Origin of the sequence: Paracoccus shanxieyensis, from assembly GCF_009711265.1 — a bacterium.
Taxonomy (GTDB): domain Bacteria; phylum Pseudomonadota; class Alphaproteobacteria; order Rhodobacterales; family Rhodobacteraceae; genus Paracoccus; species Paracoccus shanxieyensis.
The window spans coordinates 20305-42549 of the sequence record NZ_WMII01000001.1; the positions used below are offsets into that span (position 1 = coordinate 20305).

General features: G+C 66.7%; 24 protein-coding genes. 15 read left to right on the forward strand and 9 right to left on the reverse strand.

Translation table 11 applies throughout. The annotated features are described in order from the left end of the window. Positions 1-118 precede the first annotated feature (118 nt). The 10 genes from GL284_RS00105 to GL284_RS00150 all read left to right on the forward strand — a co-directional run bounded on the left by GL284_RS00105 (position 119) and on the right by GL284_RS00150 (position 8468). The gene (locus GL284_RS00105; RefSeq protein ID WP_155042619.1) at positions 119-574 is read left to right on the forward strand and encodes a universal stress protein; all 456 of its coding nucleotides are present in this window, start codon (positions 119-121) and stop codon (positions 572-574) included. Next, positions 574-1200 carry a CPBP family glutamic-type intramembrane protease gene (locus GL284_RS00110; protein ID WP_155042620.1) on the forward strand — a complete coding sequence of 209 codons (627 nt, stop codon included), beginning with the start codon at positions 574-576 and terminating at the stop codon, positions 1198-1200. Before GL284_RS00105 ends, GL284_RS00110 begins: the two co-directional genes overlap by 1 nt. A 46-nt stretch (positions 1201-1246) precedes the next feature. Beyond that, positions 1247-1804, forward strand: a complete 558-nt coding sequence (locus tag GL284_RS00115; protein WP_155042621.1) for a NifU family protein — start codon at positions 1247-1249, stop codon at positions 1802-1804. A 7-nt stretch (positions 1805-1811) separates the two neighbouring features. Then, the gene (gene tsaB / locus GL284_RS00120) at positions 1812-2432 is read left to right on the forward strand and encodes a tRNA (adenosine(37)-N6)-threonylcarbamoyltransferase complex dimerization subunit type 1 TsaB (protein WP_155042622.1); all 621 of its coding nucleotides are present in this window, start codon (positions 1812-1814) and stop codon (positions 2430-2432) included. A 10-nt stretch (positions 2433-2442) separates the two neighbouring features. Then, positions 2443-2850: a GNAT family N-acetyltransferase gene (locus tag GL284_RS00125; protein WP_155042623.1), complete on the forward strand. Its 408-nt coding sequence runs from the start codon at positions 2443-2445 to the stop codon at positions 2848-2850. A gap of 81 nt (positions 2851-2931) precedes the next feature. Then, a complete protein-coding gene (locus GL284_RS00130) occupies positions 2932-3918 on the forward strand; it encodes a BMP family lipoprotein (RefSeq protein WP_155042624.1) in 987 nt (328 codons plus the stop codon). Beyond that, positions 3918-5528 (forward strand): ABC transporter ATP-binding protein, encoded by a 1611-nt coding sequence (locus GL284_RS00135; protein ID WP_155042625.1) that lies wholly within the window; start codon positions 3918-3920, stop codon positions 5526-5528. The genes GL284_RS00130 and GL284_RS00135 overlap by 1 nt, the downstream gene beginning before the upstream one ends. A 64-nt stretch (positions 5529-5592) precedes the next feature. After that, complete coding sequence (locus tag GL284_RS00140) at positions 5593-6687, forward strand: ABC transporter permease (protein ID WP_155042626.1); 1095 nt, start codon at positions 5593-5595, stop codon at positions 6685-6687. 34 nt (positions 6688-6721) lie between these two features. Beyond that, entirely contained in the window at positions 6722-7687 is a 966-nt protein-coding gene (locus tag GL284_RS00145; protein ID WP_155042627.1) for an ABC transporter permease, read from the forward strand. Next, positions 7671-8468, forward strand: coding sequence for a purine-nucleoside phosphorylase (locus tag GL284_RS00150; protein WP_155042628.1), 798 nt, complete (start codon positions 7671-7673; stop codon positions 8466-8468). Before GL284_RS00145 ends, GL284_RS00150 begins: the two co-directional genes overlap by 17 nt. 22 nt (positions 8469-8490) lie before the next feature. Here GL284_RS00150 and GL284_RS00155 read toward each other — a convergent pair whose 3' ends face one another. Continuing rightward, positions 8491-9072 carry a L,D-transpeptidase gene (locus GL284_RS00155; RefSeq protein ID WP_155042629.1) on the reverse strand — a complete coding sequence of 194 codons (582 nt, stop codon included), beginning with the start codon at positions 9070-9072 and terminating at the stop codon, positions 8491-8493. Positions 9073-9502: 430 nt separating this feature from the next. Here GL284_RS00155 and GL284_RS00160 point away from each other — a divergent pair, with 430 nt between their 5' ends. Continuing rightward, positions 9503-11914 (forward strand): heavy metal translocating P-type ATPase, encoded by a 2412-nt coding sequence (locus GL284_RS00160; RefSeq protein WP_155042630.1) that lies wholly within the window; start codon positions 9503-9505, stop codon positions 11912-11914. Further along, complete coding sequence (locus tag GL284_RS00165) at positions 11911-12594, forward strand: arylesterase (RefSeq protein WP_155042631.1); 684 nt, start codon at positions 11911-11913, stop codon at positions 12592-12594. Before GL284_RS00160 ends, GL284_RS00165 begins: the two co-directional genes overlap by 4 nt. A 96-nt stretch (positions 12595-12690) precedes the next feature. Here GL284_RS00165 and rpmB read toward each other — a convergent pair whose 3' ends face one another. The 3 genes from rpmB to meaB form a co-directional block, all read right to left on the reverse strand. After that, positions 12691-12966, reverse strand: coding sequence for a 50S ribosomal protein L28 (gene rpmB, locus GL284_RS00170; RefSeq protein ID WP_155042632.1), 276 nt, complete (start codon positions 12964-12966; stop codon positions 12691-12693). A 107-nt stretch (positions 12967-13073) separates the two neighbouring features. Then, on the reverse strand, positions 13074-13595 hold the full coding sequence (locus GL284_RS00175; RefSeq protein ID WP_341870267.1) for a methylated-DNA--[protein]-cysteine S-methyltransferase: 522 nt from the start codon (positions 13593-13595) through the stop codon (positions 13074-13076). Beyond that, positions 13588-14550 carry a methylmalonyl Co-A mutase-associated GTPase MeaB gene (gene meaB, locus GL284_RS00180; protein WP_155042634.1) on the reverse strand — a complete coding sequence of 321 codons (963 nt, stop codon included), beginning with the start codon at positions 14548-14550 and terminating at the stop codon, positions 13588-13590. Before meaB ends, GL284_RS00175 begins: the two co-directional genes overlap by 8 nt. 146 nt (positions 14551-14696) lie before the next feature. On the opposite strand from meaB, the gene GL284_RS00185 reads away from it, so the two are divergent. The 3 genes from GL284_RS00185 (at position 14697) to GL284_RS00195 (ending at position 17311) form a co-directional block, all read left to right on the forward strand. Continuing rightward, positions 14697-15050, forward strand: coding sequence for a thioredoxin domain-containing protein (locus tag GL284_RS00185; RefSeq protein ID WP_155042635.1), 354 nt, complete (start codon positions 14697-14699; stop codon positions 15048-15050). A gap of 46 nt (positions 15051-15096) precedes the next feature. Then, complete coding sequence (gene serS / locus GL284_RS00190; RefSeq protein WP_155042636.1) at positions 15097-16389, forward strand: serine--tRNA ligase; 1293 nt, start codon at positions 15097-15099, stop codon at positions 16387-16389. 73 nt (positions 16390-16462) lie between these two features. Then, on the forward strand, positions 16463-17311 hold the full coding sequence (locus tag GL284_RS00195) for a hypothetical protein (protein ID WP_155042637.1): 849 nt from the start codon (positions 16463-16465) through the stop codon (positions 17309-17311). Here the strand turns inward: GL284_RS00195 and der are convergent. The 5 genes from der to GL284_RS00220 all read right to left on the reverse strand — a co-directional run bounded on the left by der (position 17308) and on the right by GL284_RS00220 (position 22189). Further along, positions 17308-18777: a ribosome biogenesis GTPase Der gene (der, locus tag GL284_RS00200; RefSeq protein ID WP_155042638.1), complete on the reverse strand. Its 1470-nt coding sequence runs from the start codon at positions 18775-18777 to the stop codon at positions 17308-17310. The two genes, GL284_RS00195 and der, sit on opposite strands and share 4 nt — an antisense overlap. Beyond that, on the reverse strand, positions 18774-20093 hold the full coding sequence (locus GL284_RS00205) for a PQQ-binding-like beta-propeller repeat protein (protein WP_155042639.1): 1320 nt from the start codon (positions 20091-20093) through the stop codon (positions 18774-18776). Before GL284_RS00205 ends, der begins: the two co-directional genes overlap by 4 nt. A gap of 79 nt (positions 20094-20172) precedes the next feature. Next, positions 20173-20868: a tetratricopeptide repeat protein gene (locus GL284_RS00210; RefSeq protein WP_155042640.1), complete on the reverse strand. Its 696-nt coding sequence runs from the start codon at positions 20866-20868 to the stop codon at positions 20173-20175. Positions 20869-21015: 147 nt separating this feature from the next. Continuing rightward, positions 21016-21615, reverse strand: coding sequence for a superoxide dismutase (locus GL284_RS00215; RefSeq protein ID WP_155042641.1), 600 nt, complete (start codon positions 21613-21615; stop codon positions 21016-21018). A 127-nt stretch (positions 21616-21742) separates the two neighbouring features. Beyond that, entirely contained in the window at positions 21743-22189 is a 447-nt protein-coding gene (locus tag GL284_RS00220; RefSeq protein WP_230382892.1) for a hypothetical protein, read from the reverse strand. Positions 22190-22245: the final 56 nt, after the last annotated feature.

A 22245-nucleotide genomic window follows, 5' to 3' on the forward strand; every position in this document is an offset into this window, starting at 1 on the left:
TGCCGTAACACAGGGTCTGCCAATTGCAAGCCAAGGCAAGAGGAAAAGCGCGACGCACTTGCGCAACCGTGTCCTTTCGGCCAGTCTTTGCCAATTCGGCGTCAACCGGAGCAAGAATATGCGGAAATCGCTGGTGGTTCTGGATGATTCACGCGAATGCCTGAATGCCATCCGCTTTGCCGCCATGCGCGCGGCCAAGACAGGTGGCGGCGTGCAGGTGCTGGCCGTGATCCCCACGAACGAAATTCCTCATGGCATGGGCGTCGCCGATGTCATGCGCGCCGAGGCCTATGAGCGCATTCAGGCGCATTTCGAGGTATTCGCCAAATGGATGCGCGACCGCCCCGGCGTCGAGCCGGAACTGGTCGTGCGCGAGGGCGAGCCGGGCAATGAACTGCTGGCCCAGATCAACGACGACCCGGAAATCGGCATCGTGGTGCTGGCGGCTTCGACCGACAGCGCCGGACCCGGGCCGCTGGTCTCGCGCCTGATGCGGGAAATGCCCAGCCTGTCCTGCCCGATCACCATCGTGCCGGGCGACATGTCGCGCGAACGGCTGGAACAGATCACCTGATGCACCCCCGCCTTGCCGTGGCCGCGCTATGCGCGATCCCGGTCATGGCTGTGCTGTTTCACCTGCTGACCCGCAGCGGGCCTTCGCCCTTGGCAGGCTATCTGTCGGCGCTTGAGATCTATTGGCTGCTGCTGGCGCTGGCCTTGCTGGCGTCGCGCGGGCCATGGTCGCTGCGTCCGCGCTGGCCCGGCTGCTGGGCGCTTGCCGGATTTCTGGCGATCCTTGCGGCGCTGATCTGGCAGGGCGGCGTGCGCGATCTGATGTCGCTGTCGCCGGTCGTGCTGCTGACGGTCGCGGCGGCGGCCCTGCTGAACGGCACGCTGGAGGAAGCGTTCTGGCGCGGCGCGCTGATCCCCGGCCTGACGCGCCGCGATCTGCGGGCCGCAGCCCCGTCGCTGGCGCTGTTCGTCGCATGGCACGCCGCACCCGGTTTCGGGGCGGTGGCGCTGTCCGGTCAGGGCGGCATGGCGGGGCTGTTGCTGGCGGCGCTGATCCTTGGCCTGCCCGCCATGGCGGCGCGGCTGCATTCGGGCAGCGCAGGCGCGGGGGCCATCGGGCATGTGCTGGTCAATCTTCTGGCCTTTGCGATGCTTGCCGCACGGAATCCGGCATCGGGTTTGCCTTGACTCGCGCCCCCCTCAATCCCCATATCCCCCTGCAAAGGAGCGCCGCATGTTCATCCAGACCGAAACCACCCCGAACCCCGCCACGCTTAAATTCCTGCCCGGCGAGATCGTGCTGGAACAGGGCACGGCCGATTTCACGCAACCCGAGGCGGCATCCGCCAGCCCGCTGGCCAGCCGTATCTTTGCGGTGCCGGGCGTGACGGGCGTGTTTCTGGGGTCGGATTTCGTCACCGTGACCAAGGCCGACAGCGCCGTCTGGGACCATCTGAAGCCCTCGGTTCTGGGGGCGATCATGGAGCATTACCAGTCCGGCGCGCCGGTCATGGAAACCGCAGCACAAAGCGGCCACAGCGATCATGACGGCGGCGAAGATGCCGAGATCGTCACCCAGATCAAGGAATTGCTGGACACCCGCGTCCGCCCTGCCGTGGCGCAGGATGGCGGCGACATCACGTTCCATGGCTTTGACCGCGGCGTCGTCTATCTGCATATGCAGGGGGCCTGCGCGGGCTGCCCGTCCTCGACCCTGACGCTGAAGATGGGGATCGAGAACCTGCTGCGTCACTATATCCCCGAGGTGACCGAGGTTCGTCCCGTTGCCTGAGAGACCCTTGCCCGACAGATTGTCGCTTGGGTTCGACACATCGGCCGCGCATTGCGCGGCCGCTTTGCTGGACGGCAACCGCGTGCTGGCGCAGTGCCATGAAGACATGGCGCGCGGTCAGGCCGAACGGCTGTTCCCGCTGTTGCAGGACCTGCTGGACGAAGCGGGCTGCGACTGGCGCGATCTGACGGTGATCGGCGTCGGCACCGGGCCGGGCAACTTTACCGGCATCCGCATCGGCGTCGCCGCCGCGCGCGGGCTGGCGCTGTCGCTGGGCATCCCCGCCATCGGCGTGTCGGCGACCGAGGCGGGCGCGCTGGACCTGCCCCGCCCCTGCCGTGTGGCGATCCCGTCGCGCGCGGGCGAGGTGATCTGGCAGGATTTCGGCAACGACGCCTTGGCCTTGCAGCAATCGGCCTTGCAACAATCGGGCCCGCAGCAATCGGCACTGCACGGCTTGCCGCCCGGCCCGCCGCTGCGGATGCTGACCCGCGTGCCCGCCGCAGCCATTGCCCGCATTGCGCTGTCGCGCCGCGACGATCCGGACCAGCCCCGGCCCGCGCCGATCTATCTGCGTCCCGCCGATGCCGCCCCGGCCCGCGACCGCGGCCCGGTCATCCTGGCATGAGTGCGCCAACATGAGTCCGGACCGGCTGGCCGATCTGCATCTGCGCTGCTTCGGGATGCACCCCCGGCCGTGGTCGGCGGCCGAGATCGAGGATCTGCTGGCCAGCCGCCTGAACTTTCTGATTCAGATGCCGCAGGGCTTTCTGATCGGACGCAGCGTCGCCGATGAGGCCGAGCTGCTGACCCTTGCCGTCGCCCCCGAGGCCCGCCGCCAAGGCATCGCCCGCGGGCTGATCGGCGATTTTCGCCAGTCGGCCAAGGCGCGCGGCGCGGTCGAGGCGTTTCTGGAGGTCGCCTCGGACAATGCGGCGGCACGGGCGCTTTACGCGGCAGATGGCTGGGCACAGGTCGGTCAGCGCCGCAACTATTACGCCCCCGGCATCGACGCGATCCTGATGCGGCGCGATCTTTCAGCATAAGCCGGTTGACGGCTCTGGACCCATGCGCCCTAATCCGGGCATGAGCGAGCTGAATCGCCCCCAACAGGTTGAGGTCAAGACATGTCCCTGATGAAATCGCTGCTGGCCGGTGCCAGCCTTTCGCTGCTGCCGCTGACGGCTCTTGCGGACCCGGCGCTGATCTTCGATCTGGGCGGCAAGTTCGACAAATCCTTCAACGAGGCGGCCTTCGGCGGGGCCGAGCGCTGGAAGGCCGAAACCGGCGGCACCTACAAGGAACTGGAAATGCAGTCCGAGGCGCAGCGCGAACAGGCGCTTCGCCGTCTGGCCGAAACCGGCGCCAATCCCATCGTCATGACCGGCTTTGCCTTTGGCGAGGTGCTGAACAAGGTGGCCCCCGACTATCCCGACACCAAATTCGCCATCATCGACATGGTGGTCGAACAGCCGAACGTGCAATCCATCGTCTTTACCGAGGAACAGGGCTCGTATCTGGCGGGCGTGATGGCGGCGAAGGCCTCGAAATCCGGCACGGTGGGCTTTATCGGCGGCATGGACATTCCGCTGATCCACAAGTTCGAATGCGGCTTTGCGCAGGGCTTCAAGGCCACCAATCCCGATGGCAAGGTGCTGATCAACTATACCGGGACGACGCCCGCGGCATGGAACGACCCGGTGAAGGGCGGCGAATTGCTGAAGGCCCAGATCGGTCAGGGCGCGGATGTGGTCTATGCGGCAGCGGGTGGCACGGGCATCGGCGTGCTGCAGGCTGCGGCGGATGCGAACATCCTGTCGATCGGCGTGGACAGCAACCAGAACCACCTGCATCCGGGCAAGGTGCTGACCTCGATGGTCAAGGGCGTCGACAATTCGGTCTATGAGGCGTTCAAGGCCGGGGCCGATCTGCAGCCGGGCATCAAGGTGATGGACCTTGCCTCGGGCGGGGTGTCGGTGGCGATGGATGACAGCAACAAGCCGCTGATGACCCCGGACATCACCGCAGCCGTCGATGCCGCCACCCAAGGCATCACCGGGGGCGAGATCAAGGTCCACGATTACATGACCGACAATACCTGCCCGGTGCAGTAATGCAGGATCTGCCTACAGGCGGCACGCCCCCCGCAATCGAATTGCGGGGGATCTCGAAGGCGTTCGGTCCGGTGCAGGCCAACAAGGGCATCGACCTTGTGGTGCCGCGCGGCTCGATCCACGGCATCATCGGCGAGAACGGGGCCGGGAAATCGACGCTGATGTCGATCCTTTACGGCTTTTATCGCCCCGACGCCGGAGAGATCCTGATCGGCGGCAAGCCTGTGGCCATCACCGATAGCCAGACCGCCATCCGGTCCGGCATCGGCATGGTGTTTCAGCATTTCAAGCTGGTGCAGAATTTCACCGTGCTGGAAAACATCATCCTTGGGGCCGAGGATGGCGGCCTGCTGCGGCCGTCGCTGTCGCGCGCGCGGGGCGAATTGCAGCGGCTGGCGCGGGAATATGAATTGCAGGTCGATCCCGATGCGCTGGTCGAGGATCTGTCCGTGGGCCACCAGCAGCGTGTGGAAATCCTTAAGGCGCTGTATCGTCAGGCCGATATCCTGATCCTGGACGAGCCAACCGGCGTTCTGACCCCTGCCGAGGCCGACCACCTGTTCCGCATCCTGCGCGGGCTGCGGGATGAGGGGAAAACCATCATCCTGATCACCCACAAGCTGCGCGAGATCATGGAGATCACCGATAATGTCAGCGTCATGCGGCGCGGCGAGATGGTGGCCTCGGTCCAGACGGCGCAGACCAGCCCGGCGCATCTGGCCGAGCTGATGGTGGGCCGCAAGGTCCTGCTGCGCGTCGACAAGGCCCCCGCCCAGCCCGGCGCGCCGGTGCTGGAGATCCGTGGCCTGCGCATGGTCGATGCCGCAGGCGTCGAGCGGCTGCGCGGCATCGATCTGGATATCCGCGCCGGTGAGATCGTGGGCATCGCCGGGGTCTCGGGCAATGGTCAGACGCAATTGCTGGAGATCCTTGGCGGCTATCCGGAAAAGGGCGCGAAGCTCGATGGCGCGGTCAGGCTTAAGGGCCGCGACCTGCCCTTGACGGGCAGCGATGCGCGGGCGCGCCGGCAAGCGGGCATCGGCCATGTCCCCGAGGACCGGCAGGTCGAGGGGCTGATCATGGATTTCTCGGCCTGGGAAAACGTGGCCTTTGGCTATCACGATGCGCCCGAGTTTCAGAATGGCCTGCTGATGGACAATGCCGCGATCCGCGCCGATGCAATGGGCAAGATCGAACGCTTCGACGTGCGCCCGCCCAACCCGGATCTGGCGGCCAAGAATTTTTCGGGCGGGAACCAGCAGAAGATCGTGGTCGCGCGCGAGGTCGAGCGCAATCCCGACCTGCTGCTGATCGGCCAGCCGACGCGCGGCGTCGATATCGGTGCGATCGAATTCATTCACAAGCGCATCGTTGCGCTGCGCGATGCGGGCAAGGCGGTGCTGCTGGTCTCGGTCGAGCTGGATGAGATCATGGCGCTGTCGGACCGCATTGCGGTGATGTTCGATGGCCGCATCATGGGCCAGCGCCTGCCCAATGAGGCCACGACCGGCGATCTGGGCTGTCTGATGGCCGGGGTCGATCCCGCCACCACCGCGCCGCAAGATGCGATCACCCCCGCCGCCGCGCCCGGATCGGAGGGAAGCGCGTGATGCGGGCTTGCTTGCCTCCGGCGGGAGTATTTCTGGAACGAAGAAGACGGACGGAGGCGCGCTGATGGAGCGGATGCCGAAATGGGCGGATGTGATTCTGACGCCGCTGATCTCATTGCTGCTGGCCTTTGCGATTTCCGCGGTGGTGATTCTGGCCATCGGGGAAAGCCCGGTCGAGGCGTTGAAGGTCATGGTCGAGGGGGCGTTGTTTTCCAGCTATGGCTGGGGTTTCACGCTGTATTACACCACGAATTTCATCTTTACCGGGCTGGCTGTCATGGTCGCCTATCACGCCGGGCTGTTCAATATCGGCGGTGAGGGGCAGGCGGCCATCGGCGGTCTGGGGGTGGCGCTGGCCTTGCTGTATGTGCCGTGGCCGCATTGGGCGCTGGCCTTGCCGGGCGCGATGATCGGGGCGGCGGCCTTTGGCGCGCTTTGGGCGCTGATCCCGGCCTGGCTGCAGGCGCGGCGCGGCAGCCATGTCGTCATCACCACCATCATGTTCAACTTCATCGCGGCGGCGCTGCTGAACTATGTGCTGGTGAACCTGCTGCGGCCGGTGGGCAGCATGGATCCGGCCTCGGCCAACTTTCCGCCCGCGACGCATCTGCCGACGCTGTCCGACCTGGCTTTGGGGTTCGGGATCGAATGGGGCAAGAACACCCCGGTCAATGTCACGCTGTTCGTCGCGCTGCTGGCCTGTCTGCTGGTCTGGCTGCTGATCTGGCGCACCCGGCTGGGCTATGAGATCCGGGCCTTTGGCAAGTCCGAGCCGGGGGCGGTCTATGCCGGGATCTCTCCGACGCGGATCACGGTCATCGCCATGCTGATCTCGGGCGGGTTGGCCGGGCTGATGGCGATCAACAACGTCATGGGCGAGGCCGAGCGGCTGGTCCTGAACGCGGTCGAGGGCGCGGGCTTCATCGGCATCGCCGTGGCGCTGATGGGGCGCAATCACCCCCTGGGCGTGCTGCTGGCGGCGTTCCTGTTCGGCTTTCTGTATCAGGGCGGCGGTGAGCTGGCGCTGTGGACCAGCATCCCGCGCGAGCTGATCGTCGTCATTCAGGCGCTGGTCATCCTGTTCACCGGCGCGCTGGACAATATGGTGCGCATCCCGCTGGAGCGGCTGTTCGGTGCGCTGCGCCGGAAGGGGGCATGATGACCGCGACCTGCATGGCAGAGGGGCGTCGCTGATGGATTTTCCGACGATCATCCAGATCCTTGACAGCTCGGTCCGTCTGATGGTGCCCTTGCTGCTGGCCTGCCTGGCCGGGCTTTATTCGGAACGCGCCGGGGTGTTCGACATCGGGCTGGAGGGCAAGATGCTGATGGCGGCCTTTACCGCCGCCTCGGTCGCCTATGCCACCGGCAGCGCCTGGGCCGGGCTGCTGGCCGGGATCGCCGGCGCGCTGGCGCTGTCGGTGGTGCATGGGCTGTCCTCGATCACCTTCCGGGGCAATCAGCTGATTTCGGGGGTGGCGATCAATTTTCTGGCCTCGGGGCTGACAGTGCTTCTGGGGCAGAAGATCTTTGGCCTTGGCGGGCGCACGCCCTCGCTGGAAGGTGCTGCGCGGTTCAATGAAATCACCCTGCCCTTTGCCGATGCGCTGCGCGGCGTGCCGGGGATCGGGCCGATCTATGCCGATCTGATCTCGGGGCATTCGGTGCTGGTCTATGTGGCGTTTGCCTGCGTGCCGCTGACATGGTGGGTGCTGTATCGCACCCGCTTCGGGCTGCGGCTGCGCGCGGTCGGGGAAAACCCGGCCTCGGTCGATACGGCGGGCGTGTCGGTCACGCGGATGCGCTTTTCCGCCGTGCTGATCTGCGGGGTGCTGTGCGGCATGGCGGGGGCGTATCTCGCGACCGGCATCTCGGCCGGGTTCGTCAAGGAGATGTCGGCGGGGCGCGGCTATATCGCGCTGGCGGCGCTGATCTTTGCCAAATGGCGGCCATGGAGCGCGCTTGGCGCCACCTTCCTGTTCGGCCTGCTGGAGGCTCTGGCGAACCGATTCCCGAACCTTGATCTGGGCATCGTTACCGTGCCGTCGATGTTCATGAACGCGCTGCCCTATATCCTGACCGTCATCATCCTTGCGGGCTTTGTCGGCCGCGCCATCCCGCCACGCGCGGGCGGAGAACCCTATGTCAAAGAGCGCTGAGCTTGCCCGTCTGATCCAGGACCGCGCCGGGACCGAACCGCCGGAATACGGTCTGATCCTTGGCTCTGGCCTTGGGCATCTGTCGGAGGCGGTTCAGGGCGTGGCGATTCCCTATTCCGATCTGCCGGGTTTTCCCCATGCGGGCGTGTCGGGCCATGTGCCGCAACTGGTCGTGGGCCAGCTTGAGGGGCGGCGCGTGGCCGTATTCGGCGGACGGTCGCATTACTATGAATCGGGTCGCGCCGATATCATGCGCCTGCCGCTTGAGGTGCTGCGCGATCTGGGCTGCGGGCAACTGATCCTGACCAATGCGGCAGGCAGCCTGCGCGCGGAAAATCCGCCCGGCTCGCTGATGCTGCTGTCCGACCATATCGCCTTTGCCGGGACCAACCCGCTGATCGGCGAGACGACGGAGGCCCGGTTCGTGCCGATGACCGACGCGCATGACCGCCAGATCCGCGCCGGGCTGCAAGGCGCCGCGCAGGCCGAGGGTGTCGATCTGCCCGAAGGCGTTTATTGCTGGTTTTCCGGTCCCAGCTTTGAAACTCCGGCCGAGATCCGCGCCGCCCGCGTGCTGGGGGCGGATGCCGTGGGCATGTCCACGGTGCCGGAAGTGATCCTGTCGCGTTTTCTGGGACTGCGCTGCGCCGCCGTGTCGGTCATCACCAATATGGGCGCGGGGCTGTCGGACGAATCCATCAGCCATGACCACACCAAGGCGATGGCACCCTTGGGCGCCGCACTGCTTGAGAAGGTCTTGCGGCGGTTTCTGCGCGGCTGATCCAGCCGCGCAGTCGCCTGTCTTAATAGACGTAGACGGGCGTGCCCACCGGAACCTGCTCATACAGGTCCATGACGGCTTCGTTGCGCATCCGGATGCAGCCATTCGAGACGGCGCGGCCGATCGAGTTCGGCTCGGTCGTGCCATGGATGCGGATCGAGGTGTCGTTGCCCTTGGCGTCATACATATACAGCGCCCGTGCCCCCAGCGGGTTCGTCGGACCACCGGGCATCCCGTCGGCCCATTTGCCGTATTGTTCGGGCTTGCGCTTGATCATCGAGGGCGTCGGCGTCCAGCTGGGCCATTCGGTCTTGCGGCCCACGGTGGCGCGGCCTTTCCAGACCAGCTCGGCCGTGCCCACGGCCACGCCATAGCGGATGGCCCGGCCCGGCGCGATGACGTGGTAAAGGAAGAAATCCTTGGATACGACGACGATGCTGCCCACCTCGAAATCGGGGCGGATCGCCACTTCGGTCGGCGCATAGGGGTCGCGGGGCTGCGCGGCGACGGCACCCGCAGCGGGCGCGGTGCGGGCCTGCGCCAGAACCAGCGAGGGCGCGGCCAGCAGCGGCAGCGAAAGCATCAGAATTTGACGGCGGTTCATATTCCTGTCCTGAAATTCAAGCCTCTGTTACCAAGGCGGTAGCGTCTTGACGGTCTGTTATCAACTCAAAGCGCCGTGACGCGGTTGCATCATGGCCTGATCGTGCCTAGCTTGCATCGGGTCAGGAGCGTTTTTCCATGTGCTGCGCCGCCAAATCCCTTGCCGTTTCGCCTGTGCCGCCCGCGCCGCGCCGTGCGTCCGCGCAGCGCCGTGCGCCCGTGCGGGCCGCGCATCTGTGCCGGGGTCGGGGTGGGCGTGGCTGTCGCTGCCATATGGCGGCGCGCCCGGCAGTCGCGCAATCGCACCCCGTGCCGCCGCGCATCCTGCATCTGCCCGCGCCGCAACCGGCGCACAGTCCGCAGCCGCCTCAGGGACCGCCCTGCTCTTTCTGAACTGCGTCTTGTCTTCGCATTTTCGGAAAGGATATCCCATGAAACCGCATCAACAGGCCGATCTGGCCATCACCGGCATGAGCTGCGCCTCATGCGCGGGCCGTGTCGAACGCACCTTGGCCGCCGTGCCCGGCGTCAGCCAGCCCACCGTCAATCTGGCGACCGCGCGGGCGCATTTCGGGCTGGACCGCCCCGAGGCACTGGCCGATGCCGTCGCCGCGCTGGAAAAGGCCGGGTATCCGGCCCAGCCGCAGGAAACCCGGCTGGAGGTTGGCGGCATGAGCTGCGCCTCATGTTCAGGTCGGGTCGAAAAGGCGCTGGCAGCCGTGCCGGGCGTGCAGCAGGCGGCGGTGAACCTTGCCACGGGCACGGCAACCGTCAGCCATTCGGCGGCGGTCGATCCGCAGGCGCTGGCCCGCATCGTCACCGAAAAGGGCTATCCGGCACAGGTCCGGCACGACGCCGTGCCGCATCTGCACGACCATGGCGGCGATGCGGCGACGCTGCGGCGGTCGTTTCTGATCGCGCTTGTCCTGACCCTGCCGGTGTTTCTGGCCGAGATGGGCGGTCATGCCGTCCCTGCCCTGCATCACTGGCTTTATGCCAGCATCGGCCAGCGCCCGCTGTGGCTTCTGGAATTCGCGCTGACCTCGGCGGTGCTGATCTGGCCGGGGCGGGTATTCTTCCGCGTGGGCATCCCGGCGCTGATCCGCCGCGCGCCCGAGATGAACAGCCTTGTCGCGCTTGGCGCCGGCGCGGCGTGGCTTTATTCGACCGTCGCGACCTTCGCGCCGGGCCTGCTGCCCGATGCCGCGCGCCATGTCTATTACGAGGCGGCGGCGGTCATCGTCACCCTGATCCTGCTGGGCCGCTGGCTTGAGGCCCGCGCCAAGGGTCAGGCCAGTCAGGCCATCCGCCGCCTGATCGAACTGGCGCCCAGCACCGCCCGCGTCAGCCGCGACGGCAAGGTGATCGAACTGCCCGTGGCGCAACTGCGCGATGGCGACATCGTGCAGCTTGCTCCGGGTGAGCGGGTGGGGGTCGATGGCATCCTGACCGAAGGGCATGGCAGCATCGACGAATCCATGCTGACAGGTGAGCCGCTGCCCGCCGCGAAAGCGCCGGGCGATGCGGTCACGGGCGGCACGGTCAACGGCAGCGCGGCCTTGACCTATCGCGTCACCGCGACCGGCAGCGCGACGGTGCTGTCGCGCATCATCGCCATGGTCGAACAGGCGCAGGCGGCGAAACTGCCCGTGCAGGCGCTGGTCGACCGGATCACCGCGGTCTTCGTGCCGGTGGTGATCGGGCTGGCCGTGCTGACCTTCGCGATCTGGCTGCCGCTGGCCGGGCTGGCCGAGGCGCTGGTGGCGGCGATCTCGGTCCTGATCATCGCCTGCCCCTGCGCGATGGGGCTGGCGGTGCCGGTCTCGATCATGGTGGGAACCGGGCGCGGCGCGGAACTGGGCGTGCTGTTCCGGCGGGGCGACGCCTTGCAACGGCTGGCTGAAACGCAGGTGGTGGGCTTTGACAAGACCGGCACGCTGACGCAAGGCCGCCCCGCGCTGGTCCATATCGCGACCCGGGGCATCGCGCGCGACGACGCGCTGCGACTGGCCGCCAGCGCCGAGGCGCGGTCCGAACATCCTCTGGCCGCCGCCATCGTCGCGGCCGCCGGTGATGCCGTGCTGGCTCCGGCGGAACACGTCACGGCCACTGCCGGGCGCGGGCTGTCGGCCACCGTGCAAGGCCGCGCGCTGCAGATCGGCAATGCCGCCGCCCTGACCGAGGCCGGGATCGCCCCCGATCCCGCGCTGCTGGCACAGGCCGAAGGCTGGTCCGGCGAAGGCGCGACACCCGTGCATCTTGCCGTCGACGGCCAGCATGTCGCCGCTTTGGCCTTGGCCGATCCCATCCGCCCCGAGGCCAAGGCCGCCATCGACGAGCTGCACCGGCTGGGGGTAAAAACCGTGATGATCTCGGGCGATGTGCAGGCGACGGCGGATGCCGTGGGGCGCAGTCTGGGCATCGACCGCGTGATTGCGGGCGTCCTGCCCAAGGGCAAGCTGGACGCCATCCGTCAGATGGGGGCCGGCACGGTCTTTGTGGGCGATGGCATCAACGATGCCCCGGCGCTGGCCGCCGCCGAAACCGGCATCGCCATGGGCACCGGCACCGATGTCGCCATCGAGGCCGCCGAGGTGGTGCTGGTTGCGGGCGATCCGTCCGGCGTTGCGCGCGCGCTGCGTCTGTCGCGGGCGGTGATGCGCAATATCCGGCAGAACCTGTTCTGGGCCTTCGCCTATAATGCCGCGCTGATCCCGGTCGCCATGGGCTTTTTGGCAGCTTTCGGCGGACCGCGGCTTTCGCCTATGCTGGGCGCTGCCGCCATGGCGCTTTCGTCGGTCTTTGTCGTTACCAATGCCCTGAGGTTAAAAAGTTTCAGATGACTCTTCGCACGCTTTCCCTTGCGGCCGCGCTTTGCGCCGCGCCTGTCTGCGCCCTGGCAGATCAGGTCCGCATCCTTGCCTTTGGCGACAGCCTGACCGCAGGCTATGGGCTAAAACCCAATGAGGGGCTGGTGCCGCAATTGCAGGACTGGCTGCGGGCGCGCGGCCATGATGTCGTGGTGCTGAATGGCGGGCTGTCGGGCGATACCACGGCAGGCGGGCGGGTGCGGATCGGCTATTCGCTGGCCCGTCACAAGCCCGATGCCGTCATCGTCGAGCTTGGCGGCAACGATCTGATCTTCGGGCTGTCGCCCAAAGGGGCCGAGGACAATCTGGATTCGATCCTGTCGCAGGCCGGGGCGGACGATCACCCGCTGCTGCTGGTCGGCATCGCCCAGCCCGGAGGCGATGAGGCGGTGCGCCAGCAATGGGCCGATATCTGGCCGCGACTGGCGAAAAAGCACGATGCGCTGCTTTATGCCAATCTGTATGCGCCGCTGTTCGACCTGCCGCCCTCGGAGGTGCCTGCCATGCTGCAGGCCGACCGCACCCATGCCTCGGCCCAGGGCATCAAGCTGATCGTCGATGGGCTGGGCCCGCAGGTCGAGGCGCTGATCGGCCAGGTCGATCAGCCGCGCTTCAAGACCCCGGCCCCGGTCAGCACGCCCACGGGCGGCTGACAGATCGCCATAACGCAAAAAGCCCCGCCAAGGCGGGGCTTACCGACATTCCCAGAGGGCCGCGAATCGGTCGGCCTTGGGATAGTCAGGGCGAAATCAGGCTTTCGACAGCTCGCGCTTGATTTTCAGCGCGCGGTCCGACAGCTCGGCGTCATTGGCTTTCACAAGGAAGGCGTCCAGACCGCCACGGTGATCGACCGAGCGCAGCGCGGCAGCCGAGATGCGCAGCTGGTAGCTGCGGCCCAGTTTGTCCGAGATCAGCGAGACCTCATTCAGGTTCGGCAGAAAGCGGCGACGGGTCTTGTTGTTGGCGTGGGACACGTTGTTGCCGCTCATCGGGCCCTTGCCGGTCAGTTCGCAAACGCGCGACATGATCTGTTCCTTCGATTCGTTTGAGCGGTTGCCCGCAATATGAAAGGGCGCCGCGAGGCAGCGCCCGGAAATCTGTCCGGGGGACATACGCAAAGCGGGCTGTGGCGTCAAGCCAAAACAGCCCGTTTTGCGCCAGCCTGTCCCGGAAAGCTGACGGTTTCATGACGAAGCAGCGCCTGTTTGCGGGCAATCCCGCCCGCATAGCCGGTCAGCCCGCCCGTCGCCCCCACGACACGGTGACAGGGAATCACCAGCGCGATGCGGTTCGCACCATTGGCGCGGCCCACCGCGCGAATGGCGCATGGCCTGCCGATTTCCGCGGCCATCGCGCCATAGCTGCGGGTCTGGCCTGCCGGGATCGCCCGCAGCGCCGCCCACAGGCTTTCCTGAAACGCCGTGCCTTCGGGGGCCAACGGCAGATCAAAATCGGCGCTGGCTCCGGCGAAATAGGCCCGAAGCTGCGCCTTCAGCGCCTCCAGAACCGCATTGCGCCCCGGCTTCAGCGCGCCAAGGCGCGCGAGTTCGGCGGGCAGTTCGGGGCGGTCGTGAAACTCCAGCAGCCGCAGGGCGTGATCGGCCACGGCGATCATGTCGCCCAAGGGCGTGGCGAGGCGCAAGAGATCAGCCACGCAGCCAGTCCAGCATCTGCGCCGCCGCCGCATCGGGATCGGCATCGCCGCGCGCCACGGCATCGCCCGTCGCGCGCAGGCGGGCGCGGACCTCGGGACTGTCCAGCCGTGACAGCAACCCCGCGCGCAATTCGGCCGTGAACCAGTGCCGTGCCTGTTCGGCGCGCCGCTGCGCGAAATGGCCCTGGTCGCGCCGCCAATCGGCCAGCGCCGTCATGTCGGCCCATGCCTGTTCCAGCCCATCGCCCGTCACGGCCGAGACCGGCATCGCCTTTGGAAAGCCCGGCGGATCGGCGGGGCGCTTGCGCAACAGCCGCAGCGCGCCCGCGTAATCGGCGACGGTGCGGGTCGCGGTCGCGCGCAGATCGCCATCGGCCTTGTTGACCAGAATGATGTCGGCCATCTCCATGATGCCGCGTTTGACGCCTTGCAATTCATCGCCGCCCGCCGGGGCCAGCAGCAGGATGAACAGGTCCGACATCTCGGCGACCAGCGTTTCCGACTGGCCCACGCCCACGGTTTCGATCAGCACCACGTCGAAGCCCGCGCCTTCGCACAGCCGCACGGTTTCGCGGGTGCGGCGCGCGACGCCCCCCAGTTCCGCGCGTGAGGGCGAGGGGCGGATGAAGGCGCGGGGATCGCGGCTGAGTGTTTCCATCCGGGTCTTGTCGCCAAGGATCGAGCCCCCCGAGCGCGCCGAGCTGGGATCCACCGCCAGCACCGCGACGCGCAGTCCGTGGCCGGTCAGCATCTTGCCGAACGCCTCGATGAAGGTGGATTTTCCGACGCCGGGCGTGCCCGAGAGCCCGATGCGCAGCGCCTGCCGGTCGGGCAGTTCCGCAAGCAGTTGCACGGCGCGCGCCCGGTGATCGGGCCGCGTGCTTTCCACCAGCGTGATCGCGCGGGACAGCGCCCGGCGGTTGCCGTGGATCAGGTCTGTCGTCAGCTCATCCATCGCGCCCCCATGCGTGAGCAAAAGGGATAGGGGCTGGCGTGCAGCATGTAAACGCCGCGCATGTTGCGGGCGGTGCCATGAGTATTTGGGGAACAGAGAAACGCCCGCCGCTTGCCCATGGGACGGCGCAGGGATAGCGTGCGGCCATGATATCGCGTCGCGTTCTTCTGGGGTTGGGCTTGGCTGCGCCCTTTGCCGCCCATGCCGGGGCGCCCGGGCTGCGGCTGATGATGGTGCGCCGCAAGGGCTGCGTCTATTGTGCCCAGTGGGATCGCGAGATCGCCCCGATTTACAGCCACCATCCCGAGGGCCGTGCCGCGCCGCTGTTTTCGGTCGATGTCGACGGGCCCTTCCCGGACGGGCTGGCCCTGGCGCGGATGCCCTGGCTGACGCCCAGTTTCATCCTGCTGCAGGGCGGATCCGAGGTGACGCGCTTCGAGGGCTATCCGGGGGCCGACAAGTTCTTTCCGGTTCTGGCCGAGATGCTGGCGCAGGTCTGACGCTTGCGCTATCTGGGGCGCGTAACCTGAAGGGAATGGGTCTGCCATGCATGACATCCGCGCCATCCGCGACAACGCCGCCGCTTTCGATGCAGCCCTTGCGCTGCGGGGTCTTGCGCCCGTATCGCCCGAAATCCTGTCGCTGGATGCCGACCGCCGTTCCCGCATCGCGGCCGCCGAAGCCGCGCAGGCCGAACAGAACAAGGCCAGCAAGGAAGCCGGGGCGGCCAAGGGTCGCGGCGACGAGGCCGAGTTCGAGCGGTTGCGCGCCTTGGTCAGTGCCAAGAAGGACGAAAACGCCAGCCTGCAGGCCGAAGCCGCCGCGCTGGACGGGCAGTTGCGCAAGCTGCTGCTGGACATTCCGAACCTGCCTTTGGACAGCGTGCCGCCCGGCGCCGATGAGAATGACAATGTCGAGATCCGCCGCTGGGGCGAACCGCGCGCGTTGGATTTCACTCCCGTCGAGCATTACCAGATCGCGGGCGTCCGTCCCGGCATGGATTTCGAGACCGCGGCAAAGCTTTCGGGCGCGCGGTTCGTCGTGCTGCAGAAGGGTGCGGCGCGGGTGCATCGTGCCCTGGCGCAGTTCATGCTGGACCTGCATATCGAGCAGCACGGCCTGACCGAGACCTGGACCCCGGTTCTGGTGCTGTCCGAGATGATGGAAGGCACCGGCCAGTTGCCGAAATTCGGCGAGGACAGCTATCAGACCCGCGAGGGGTTCTGGCTGATCCCCACCTCGGAAGTGACGCTGACGAATACCGTCAACGGCGATATCGTCGATCACGCCAGCCTGCCCCGCCGCATGGTGGCCCACAGTCAGTGCTTCCGGTCCGAAGCGGGCAGCGCGGGGCGTGATACGGCGGGCATGTTGCGCCAGCATCAGTTCGAGAAGGTCGAGATGGTCTCGATCACCGATGCCGAAAACGGCGTGGCCGAACATGCGCGCATGACCCGCTGCGCCGAGGCCGTGCTTGAGGCGCTTGGCCTGCCCTATCGCACCGTGGTTCTGTGCGGCGGCGACATGGGCTTTGGCGCGCGCATCACCCATGATCTTGAGGTCTGGCTGCCCGGTCAGGGCAAGTATCGCGAGATTTCCAGTGTCAGCTATTGTGGCGATTTTCAGGCGCGGCGGATGAATGCGCGCTATCGCCCCGAGGGCGGCGGCAAGCCGGAATTCGTGCATACGCTGAACGGATCCGGGCTTGCGGTCGGGCGGGCGCTGATCGCCGTTCTGGAAAACGGTCAGCAGGCCGATGGGTCCGTCATCTTGCCCGAGGCGCTGCATCCCTATCTGCGCGGCAAGACGCGTCTGGGCGCGGATGGCGATCTGGTCTGAGGCGGCGCGCGTCAACGGCCTGTGACAAAAATTTCGCCGGAAACCGCGCTGCCTCAGGCGGCGTTCGGCTGGTATGACACGTCTTGGCGCATACCTTCTGATCGCGGCGACGCTGGCCTTTCTGGCCAGCATGACGATCTATGCGCTGATGCCGGTTTCGGGCAACGCCACGGGTGGGCTGGCGCGGCCGCCGATGTCGATCATCAACGGCGCGGCCCCCATCGTTCTGACCGATCTGTTCCTGCGCCCGCGCAGCGCGGCGCTGCTGTTGATGATGGTCCTGACCGGCGCGGCGCTGGCATGGCATGCCTATTGCCGGTTTCAGGACATGCGGCGCCTGCGCCTTGCCGAAACGACGGGGCGCGCCCGCAGATCCGCCTGGCGCAGCCCGGTCAGCGCCGGGCCACCGACGGCCGATGAGGTGCTGGAATGGCATCGTGGCGATGTCAGCGTCGCCGAGAACGGGCTGGTGATCGGCGGGCTGATGGCGGGTGCGCTGTGCCCATGGCTGGTGGCCGACCGCCCGGTCGCCGCGCTGGTCATGGCGCTGCTGATGCTGACGGGTTTTCTGGGGGCCGCCGTGCGCGGGGTCCGGCGCGGGTTTCATGTCAGCCGCAGCAGCGCGCTTGGCTTTGCCGCGGGCTGGGCCACGCTAATCGCCTTTGCCGTTTTCATCACGCTGGTGCAAAAGACGCTGGGCGTATCGCTGACCCTGTCGGCCATTCTGGGGCTGACGATTGCGGGCTTTGTCTCGGTCGCGGTGCAGCTGCGTCTGGGCCGCAACATCGCCTATAGCGCCGCGATCATCCTGGGCATGATCGGCATCGCTGCGGGCACGGTCGCGGCAAGCCCTGCATTGGCCACGATGTCGGTGCTGGCCATCGCGGCCATCGTTGTGGCCCTTGTGCAGGTGACGACCTAGACGCCCTTGGGCTTCTGGCGGTTCTTGTGCTTCGAGAGCGCGCCGGACTGATTGATCTTGTCCGCCTTGGCCTTGTAGGGGTTCTTCGTCCCCTGATCGCGGAAGGTCAGCCGGATCGGCGTGCCGGGCATGTCGAAATCCAGCCGCAACCCGTTGATCAGATAGCGCTGATAGCTGTCGGGGATCTTGTCGGTATGCGTCGCCATCACCACGAAAGCCGGAGGCCGGGTCTTGACCTGCGTCATATAGCGCAGCCGGATGCGGCGGCCACCGGGCGCGGGCGGCGGATGCGCCTCGGTCATCGCGCCCAGCCATTGGTTCAGGCGCGCGGTCGGCACGCGGCGGTTCCAGACCTCATGCGCCTTCAGAATGGCATTGTGCAGCCGGTCCAGCCCCTTGCCCGTGCGGGCCGAGACGGTGACCAGGGGCGCGCCCTTCAACTGCGGCAGCAGACGCTCGAACGCCTCGCGCAACTCGTTCAGCTTCTGGGGCTTGTCCTCTTCCAGATCCCATTTGTTCGCGGCGATGACCACGGCGCGGCCCTCGGTCTCGGCAAAATCGGCGATGCGCAGATCCTGCTGTTCAAACGGGATGCCGACATCCAACAGCACCACCACGACCTCGGCAAAGCGCACCGCGCGCAACCCGTCCGAGACCGACAGCTTTTCCAGCTTGTCCGTCACGCGGGCCTTCTTGCGCATTCCGGCGGTGTCGAAGATGCGGATCGGCGTGCCCATGAAATCGGCGCTGACGCTGATCGAATCGCGGGTGATCCCGGCCTCGGGGCCGGTCAGCAGGCGGTCCTCGCCCAGGATCTTGTTGATCAGCGTCGATTTGCCGGCGTTCGGACGACCGATGACCGCGACCTGCAAGGGCTTCGCCGCGCTGGGACGCCAGCTTTCGTCATCGTCTTCGTCATCCGAGACGGTGATGTCGGTTTCCGGCACCTGCTGGACGTTCGCCGCCTCGAACTGTTCGGCCAGCGGCACCAGCACGCGATACAGATCGTCCATGCCTTCGCCATGTTCGGCGGAAATGCGCAACGGCTCGCCCAGACCAAGGGCATAGGCCTCCATCGCGCCCGATTCCCCGGCGCGGCCTTCGGCTTTGTTCGCGGCCAGAATGACATGCTTGGCGCGTTTGCGCAGGATATCGGCGAAATATTCGTCGGCCGAGGTCACGCCGGCCCGCGCATCGACCACGAACAGGCACACATCGGCCTCATCGACGGCGCGCTCGGTCAGGCGGCGCATCCGGCCTTGCAGACTGTCATCCTCGGCCATTTCCAGACCGGCGCTGTCGATGACGACAAAGCGCAGATCGCCCAGTCGCGCCGCACCTTCGCGCAGGTCGCGCGTCACACCGGGCTGGTCATCGACCAGCGCCAGCCGCTTGCCGACAAGCCGGTTGAAAAGCGTGGACTTGCCGACATTCGGGCGTCCGACAATGGCGAGGGTGAAGCTCATCTATACGCGATCAATTGGCCGTCATTGGTGACGACATACAGGGTTTGGCCAGCAACGGCGGGGGCAGCCGCCGCGCCGCCCGGGATCTCGGCATTGCCGATCAGGGCGCCCGTGGCGGGGTCGAAGACGCGCAGATAGCCGTCCGAACCGGCAAGGTAAAGCCGATTCCCCGCCAGCACCGGGCCGAAATGGTTCCACACCTTGTCCTGCTTGCGCACGATCTGCTTGGTGAAATAGGGCAGTTTTTGCGCCCAGACCCGCGCGCCATTGCTGGCATCCAGCCGCACGAGCTGCGCCTGATCGTTCACCAGAAACACCGAATTGCCCGCAGCGACGACCGGGCTGGAGGCACCGTCCGCAGCATCCCATTTCATCATGCCCGTGTCCATGTCAAAGGCGGCTGTCCGCCCCGAGATGGTCCCGGCATAGGCCGTATTGCCCGCAATGACCGGATCGCCGGTCATGTCGCGAAACAGCGTGATCGCCCGCCCGGTGCGCGAGCCGCCGACATTGCCGACCCAGCGCGGATTGCCGTTGGCGGTATCGACGGCGATCAGCTCGCCCGTGGCATAGGGGAAAATGACGGTCGCGCCGGACACGGCGGGACTTGACGCCCCCATGACGCCCGCCATGCCTTCGCTGCCGAAATTGCGCCACAGCACCTTGCCGTCATTGGCGCGGATCGCCCAGCCGGTCGAGTTGCGGCCCATCACATAGACCACGCCATTCGCGACCGTCGGCGCGCCGGAAATCGGTGCATCGACGCGCTGACGCCATGCGACGCCACCGGTGCGGGCATCCAGCGCCACGACCTCGCCATAGCCCGATGTGGCAAAGACGCGATTGCCCTCGAAGGCCACGCCGCCGCCGGACACGCTGCGCTCGGTTTCCTGCGCCGGACGGATATCGACGCTCCAGACCCGCCCGCCGCCGGTCGTGGTGGCGGTGACGGTGGACTGACTGTCCAGCGTGAACACCATGCCCGCCGCGACGATGGGATCGGCGGTGATGCGGTGACGCCGATCCGAGGCCGTGCCGATATTCGCCGACCAGATGCGGCCGGTGCCCGCGCCAAGCGCGACATTGCCCGCAGCATGGCTGGCATTGCCCGCGCGTTGCGTCCACTCGGAATTGCCCCGCACCGGCGGCAGCGACAGCGCGCTGGTGGTCGGGCCGGGCTGGCCTTCCGGCATCGGGCCATCGGGGGACAGCACGGCGCGCGGGTCCAGCCGTTCGCCCGGCAGGATGGGATCCTGCCGGTTGCAGGCCGTCAGGGCCAAAAGGCCTGCCAAGGCGATCAGGGGCAACCGGGTCATCGCTGTCTCCTCATGTCAGACGTGCGGACCACGCCTTTCTTGTCTTCCAGCCGGGCGCGGCATCCGCGCCAAGCCCCGTTCATTCCGCGGGCGCGACCTGCATCGTCTGCGGCCCCGGCCCTTCGGCCTGCGTGGCGGGCGCGCCCAGCGTGATCATCATCTCGGCAAGGCGGCGGCGCAAGGGTTCGGACAGACCGGATTTCTGCTGGATCTGCCGGATCAGCATGATCGCGTCCTCGGTCCGGCCCGCGCCGATCAGCGCAACGGCCTTCTGTTCCAGCGCCAGCAGCTCGAACGGGGCGCCGGGCTTCGACAGGTCGGACAGCAGCCGGTCGCGTTCCGCCGCATCCATCGACGGCCCCGCCACCATCACCGCCTTCAGCACCGCCATGTCATGCAGGATCGGATCATCGCTGACCGTCGCCGCCGCATCCAGCAGCCGCTTCGAGGCCTCGGCCCCCTGCCCTGCATCGGCCTGCGCACCGGCGGCCAGCATCTGGCCCAGCATGGCGCGCCCGGCCGAGCCCTGCGCGTCGATCCCGGAAAATGCCGCAACACGGTCGGGCGCATCCTGCGCGGCCAGAACCGCATCGCCCCATGCGCGGGCCTCGGCCTCGGCGCGGCTGGCCGCGTTCTCGCGCCAGATCGCGCCGCCGACGACGGCAAGGATCAGCACGATCGGAATCCAGCCAAAACGCCGCATTGCCTTGAACAGCCGGTCCCGGCGCAGATCGTCGGTGACCTCGTCGATGAAGCTGTCGTTCTGGTTGGCCATGTCGTCCCCGTCTGCTTTCGCGCTGTTCTATACGGGCTTTCCCCGGTTTGCCAATGCCGTGGCGGGCGTTTCCCATCACAGGACGCGGCGCGCATGAAAAAGGCCCGCCAAAACATGGCGGGCCCAGTTATGCGTCATCGCTGCGGCTTACATCCGCGAGGCGACGTTTTCCCAGTTGACGAGGTTCGTCAGGAAGTTTTCCAGATATTTCGGACGCGCGTTGCGGAAATCGATGTAATAGCTGTGTTCCCACACATCGCAGCCCAGAAGCGCGGTCTGGCCGAAGCACAGCGGGTTCACGCCGTTTTCGGTCTTGGTGACTTTCAGGCCACCATCGGTGTCCTTGACCAGCCAGGCCCAGCCCGAGCCGAACTGACCCGCACCGGCTTCCGAGAATTTCTTTTTGAATTCATCGACCGAACCGAAGGAATCGGTCAGCGCCTGCTCCAGCTCGGAGGGCATACCGGCGCCTTTCGGCCCCATCATCTCCCAGAACTGGGCGTGGTTCCAATGCTGGCTTGCATTGTTGAAGATGCCGTTCTGTGCGACCGCGCCCGACTGGTAGGTGCCCTTGACGATGTCTTCCAGGCTTTTGCCTTCCCACTCGGTGCCGGCCACCAGCTCATTGAGCTTGTCGACATACGCCTTGTGGTGCTTGTCGTGGTGGAATTCGAGCGTCTCTTTCGACATGCCGCCATCAGCCAGCGCGTCGTGAGCATAGGGAAGATCGGGAAGCGTGAAGGCCATTTTCGATTTCCTTTCCAATGGTTTCGGAAACGGTTTCTGACATGGATGCGGCGCGGTGGAAAGCCCAAACGGGCCGCAATGCCGTCGCCCCTTCAACGCCCCGGTCCGCGCCCGGTTCCCGGTTTATTCACTCGGAAGGCGACATGCAGCGGCCCTGCCCGCGCATCTGATTGTCATAGCCCTGCGCCGTCACGACCATCTGCGCCGTGCCGTCGGATTTGCGCACCGTCAGACGGTAATCCAGCCGCTGCGCAAACTGGCCCGACTGGTTCCTGACCCCGGCCAGCGCCCAGCCATAGCTGCGGCTGTCGCGGGTGTCGGCGGTGATGACGGCCTGAACCGGGCGGCGTACCAGCTGTTGCAGGATCGGGTCATAGACCTCGATCCGGCCGGTATGCAGCCCTGCGATCTGCCGCGTCACCATCAGGAAATCCGGCACCCAGCCCGTGCCGCTCTGGTCGGTCAGCTCGCACATCATGACGCGCGGCTGCTGCCCTGCAGGCGCGGGCGCATAGGTCTGCGCGGCGGCAGGGCTGGCAAGCAGAAGGCAGGCGAACAGGATATGGCGGGGCATGGGCGGGTTCCGGGCTTTATCCATGCCACAGATACCCGGCCCACGCGCCGCCACAA